The 4,740-nt window shown below is 42.8% G+C and carries 4 protein-coding genes and 2 pseudogenes; 3 read left to right on the top strand and 3 right to left on the bottom strand.

What is annotated here, in order from left to right:
- Window positions 1–178, top strand: a 178-nt coding sequence (locus B4H32_RS09355) for a YfbK domain-containing protein (protein WP_286802427.1), incomplete at its 5' end; no start/stop codon positions are given.
- A 111-nt stretch (window positions 179–289) separates the two neighbouring features.
- Complete coding sequence (locus B4H32_RS09350) at window positions 290–604, top strand: DUF5713 family protein (RefSeq protein WP_004676667.1); 315 nt, start codon at window positions 290–292, stop codon at window positions 602–604.
- 38 nt (window positions 605–642) lie between these two features.
- Here B4H32_RS09350 and B4H32_RS09345 read toward each other — a convergent pair whose 3' ends face one another.
- On the bottom strand, window positions 643–2,238 hold the full coding sequence (locus B4H32_RS09345; protein ID WP_286802425.1) for a CocE/NonD family hydrolase: 1,596 nt from the start codon (window positions 2,236–2,238) through the stop codon (window positions 643–645).
- A 125-nt stretch (window positions 2,239–2,363) separates the two neighbouring features.
- A pseudogene (locus B4H32_RS09340) lies at window positions 2,364–2,519 on the bottom strand (EamA/RhaT family transporter); the annotation flags it as partial.
- 120 nt (window positions 2,520–2,639) lie between these two features.
- Here B4H32_RS09340 and B4H32_RS09335 point away from each other — a divergent pair.
- A pseudogene (locus B4H32_RS09335) lies at window positions 2,640–2,832 on the top strand (nicotinamide mononucleotide transporter); the annotation flags it as partial.
- 44 nt (window positions 2,833–2,876) lie between these two features.
- Here B4H32_RS09335 and B4H32_RS09330 read toward each other — a convergent pair.
- Window positions 2,877–4,490: a phosphoethanolamine transferase gene (locus B4H32_RS09330; protein ID WP_004682754.1), complete on the bottom strand. Its 1,614-nt coding sequence runs from the start codon at window positions 4,488–4,490 to the stop codon at window positions 2,877–2,879.
- Window positions 4,491–4,740: the final 250 nt, after the last annotated feature.

Here is a 4,740-nt window from a genome sequence, read left to right as displayed (position 1 = left end):
GGTTGCGGTGGCTTCCTATGCCCAGCAGTTAAAAGGTGGAGAATATAATGGTGCAATGGGCTGGGATCAGATTATTCAACTGGCGCAGCAGTCAGCCAAACCCGATCCTTATTTAATGCGAGAGGAATTTGTTGAATTGGCAAAAATCGCAAAAAATCTCAGTGCTAAAAAGGACTAGAGATTAAATTGATGAAAAGCGGTCGGAAAAACCGCTTTTTTATTGCCTAAATCTCGTGATTTGCAGCAGATTATGCTATAAGCATGGCGTTTTATTGACATCTTATTGTGTATGTTTGAAGATTTACTCCTCCCCATGTTTGATGATGAATATTATCCCGATATTCTGGTGGCCGAAGTCAAACAGCATATTCAGCAGTTCTCAAAAAAAGTAGCTGGTTCAGGCGTATCTGAGTCGGATATTTATCGTTTCGCCCATCAAACCCTGATTGAAATTAACGAAATGAAACCGCAGTTTGATGATCTGGATTCAAGCCTGGATGATACGGCTGCCGATTATATTGCTGAAGCCATGATGATGATTGTGCAGGAGGCGGGATATTTGGAGATTGAAATGGAAGAGTTGATTGCCAATCGGGAGTGGTAAGCTACACTCCCGAGCTAAAGTTTCTCTTTAAAAAGTGATTATTGCGCTGTTTCACTCCAAAGTTTGGGTAAAATAATTTGCCCTGAAATCTCTGCCTCAATTTTAGGCTGTCTGATTTTTTGATAATAGATACTTTCACTATTGATGAGTAAACCCAAAGTATCATCGGGGTTTAATTTGGCATTGACACTAGGAAGCTCAATGCTTTGGCTTTCTCCAGCTTGTTGTGATGCGCCTAGCGTCACCTGATCATAAAGACGTTTTTTTGCTGGATTCAAGGGTGTAGTCTGTTCATTTAGAATCTGGTATTTGCCCGTCCTGGCTGATTTTACTGCAACGGAAATAAACAGGGTTGGGGCGATTTGCCCAGACTTTGACTCAATGTTGAGTGTCAACTGTGGTGAACCCGTCATATAAGTGGTTTGGGTTGCGCTATGAATGGGAATAAACACCGCCTGTTTTGGTGTTGCTGCAATCCACGTTTTGGCAATGCTGTAGTGTGTGCTAGGCGTTAAATCACTCAGATGATTTACAGGGCTATGATCAATACATAATTCAGGCAATGTTATGGGTGTCTGATCTTTAAGCTTCTGGTTAAACCACGCCATAATCGTATCTTGTAAATTATAGTGTTGTTTATTGCCACAACTGACTGACTTGCCAATATACCAAAATGGTGTGTTGCCCAATGGTGAATGTTGGGCAAAAGGCTGTAAATGACCACCTTGAACACCGATTAAATGTACCTCATGCTGGGCATGCTGAATACATTGTGCAGCTTTGACTCCCTCATTAAATGGAAACAATACATCCCGAAATCCCTGAATAATCAGGGCATCTGCTTTTGGTGCCTGGGCATGTTCACAAAACCAGCTGGCCTGATGGGTTTTAAGGAAGTTATAGGTAGAATCCTTTAATTGACCTTGCTGGGTATCGACATAGGCCTGCTTGAGTTCAGGATGAAACTTGTTCCAGTTCCACCAGTCACCAATCAGGTTCAGGAATGTAATCCAGTTAGTTTTGGGAATGCCATTTGGGGCAAGGCTATTCATAATGTCATACCATGTTGTGATCGGTACAATCGCCTGTAGACGGGGATCTAAAGCGGAAACCAAATACTGTATGCCACCCGCATAGGACTCACCAATCATACCTGCACGGACACCGTTCTGATTTTTTGCCAATTGAGGAAGATTCTGTTCAGCCCAGTTCATAATGCTGATCACGTCCTGAGCTTCCTTTTCAGGATCGGCAAGGCGAATTTTACCCTGACTATTGCCATGCCCACGCTGGTCATAACTAATCACCCAATAACCATTTTGCCAGGCTTTTTTTGCCACTTGTCCAGTCGGTAGCAGAAAACCATACAGGCTCAGGCTAGGGCGTTTCATACGGGACAAGCCAAAACCATGCGTATGCAATAACAAAGGCGCAGTTTGGCCGATCTTTAAATGTGGCTGATAAACAGTAAACGCCAGTACCGTGCCATCAGGAGCGATGGTTTTTGCCTGATAATAACGCTGTTTTAATTCACTGGCCTTGACTTGAGTAGGGATAGGTTGAACAGCGGCATGCATACAACCTTGTAATGCCAGAACTAAGCCAAACCATAGCCATAAAAGGTAGGTACGCATCGATTTTTTTCATCCTTGAGCAAATCTTTGGGAGTTCACAATGTGAGTGGCTATAGTTTAACGTGGCTCATCAATGGATACCATCCACTGATAGATCATTTTGGCTGACCTATCAGTTTTAATCGTTACAACACACGGGCTTTGTTGCGATAGGCATATAGAGACAGGCCTAGGCATAAAAAAATTAAACCTATAATCAAGTGTGAGCTAAGAGATTCATGGTTAAAAAATACACCCCAAAAGGTGGCCAATACAGGTGTAAGGATCGTGATCAGCATCGAATTGACCGACTGTAGCAAGCCGAGGGTGGGCAGGGACGACAGTCGGTTGTACCTGCGTGGTCCGTAAAGAATTTGTGATTGCTTAACATGAGAATCTTTCCATAATGATGTCATCCAGTTAGCCTGCTGGCAACCTACTGGACCAGCCGTAAGCATATTGCGACTTGGGTGTTGTGGGTGTTTGTGGATATTGTCTATGTGGGTATGTTTATCTACAAGGAACTGTTCCTGACCGCAGGTTTATATGCTGCCTTTGTGTTACTGGTGGCAATGGCAACAGGTTAAACGCAAGCAATTGGTAGGATCACTATAAAAAAATCCAGTTTTACCCTATGGTCAAACTGGATATTCAGTGTGTTATGACTTATGTTTCCAATAAGGCCAATTTTCTTCAGGGCTAAACTGATAATTGTCATCCAGCCAGTACGTCCGTTTGGGTGCTGACTTTTCCTTAAGTCCCATGATATGCATCAGGTTATTATCCAGTTCTGCCGTGTTCAGTGTCCTGGTTTTATCCACCCCAGTTGAGGGGATATGGTCATACCACATGATCACGGGAACCTGATAACCTGCCTTGGTATTTGGGCTGTGGCCTGCATAGTCGATTTCATGCCCAACTTCATTGCCATGATCCGATACCACCATGAATGACCTGAAGTCTGGCACATGATCGGCCTGTAACTCATCCAGAAATTTGGCCAATAAGGAATCTTCATATAACACGGCGTTGTCATAATCGTTGCGTAGCGAACGAATCCACGGGTCAATATCCCTGTTTTTAAGGTCATTTTCCACCGCATCATTACTGGCGCTGGTAAAGCGGTTAAAGACTGCTGGGTAACGTTCCTGATAGTTGGGGTGGGCACCAATCAAATGCAGGATAATCAATTTTTTCGGTTCAGGATCAGCCAGTGCCTGCTGATAATCAGGGAACAGGTTTTCATCAAGAGAACTGCTGCTACGCCCTGAACGCCTGTTTTTATAAATGGCTTTATCTGTATAGGAACCAAAAAGGGAGGAGAGATAAACATCGTCCTGATTGCTGATCCAGTAAATTTTATAGCCTGCCGCTCGGGCATAGGCCAACACACTTTCAGGGGAATATTTATCATGTTCCGATGCGGGACTTTTCGTCAATAAAACCCGTAAGGCATTGATGGTGGAAGGAACAGGTGAAAAGGCGTTGCAAAAAACCTTAAGCTGATCCAGTCGTTTACTGAGTTCTGGTGTGGTATCTCTTGGATACCCACATACACCATAATTTAGGCTGGTGATACTTTCTGAAAGTACCAGCACATGGGTTTGTTTGCCCTTTGCCTGATCAGTTAAGACCAGATTTTGTTTTGCGCTGAGATCCCATTGCTGATGTACAGCTTTATGTTGCTTGATCCTGTTTTTAAAGTTCTGGATTTTGGCATGATGGTCTTGCCAAAATACCACAGGATGAACTTTGCGCGAGGGCTTCATTAAATAACTGGTTACAGTTAACAGCATCAGAAAAATGATGCAAATCCGATAGATGCGACTATTCCAGAGCTGGCTAAAATGTACAGGTTTAACTAATTTAAAAACAGCATAGCTATAAATGCCAAGCAACACCACAAGACTGAACAGTACAGCAGCCAGCAAGGCGAGATGAAGCTGGAAAAACTCCAGAATTTCATGTTTGTTGGTGTTGGCAACTGCCTCGATAATAAAATAGGCTTCATTATCACTGTTGAATAAAAACCATGTACTTGAGCGTAGCAAGGCGTCTAGCCAGGAAACCAGCCACCAGAGGATAGACAGGATATACCAGTAATTTTTATGACGCGTAATCGCAAGATACGTGAAAACAACACCAAGCAAGGATAGGAAGCCCAGTCGTAAACCATCGGTTAAATTTCCAGCAAAACTCAACAGGCCACCCGTGATTAATGCAGGCAGCACAATAAGCAGCAAAATCTTAAAATTTTTTAAGCTGGCTTTCATATGGTTCTAATGCAGTGGGAGAGAGTAACAAGCGTGCTAATATCGGTTTAAGTGGAGGATGTGTCAATTCAAAATTGGGAAGTGTTTGATTGCACAGCAAATTAAATTGATTAGCCCAGCTTAATTTCTAATGGGAATGAACATTAAAATTATTTCCCTTAAGTCTCCAAAATCCATTATTTCTCCGCAATTTCCTTTTTTTTGCAATGATATGTTAATAGAGATGGTGTTTGCTGGAAAGCTCGGTAAC

Source organism: Acinetobacter sp. UBA2063 (genome assembly GCF_002333245.1).
GTDB classification, from domain to species: domain Bacteria; phylum Pseudomonadota; class Gammaproteobacteria; order Pseudomonadales; family Moraxellaceae; genus Acinetobacter; species Acinetobacter parvus.
Note: the sequence above shows the minus strand (reverse complement) of the source record. Positions and strands in the feature narration are given on the sequence as shown.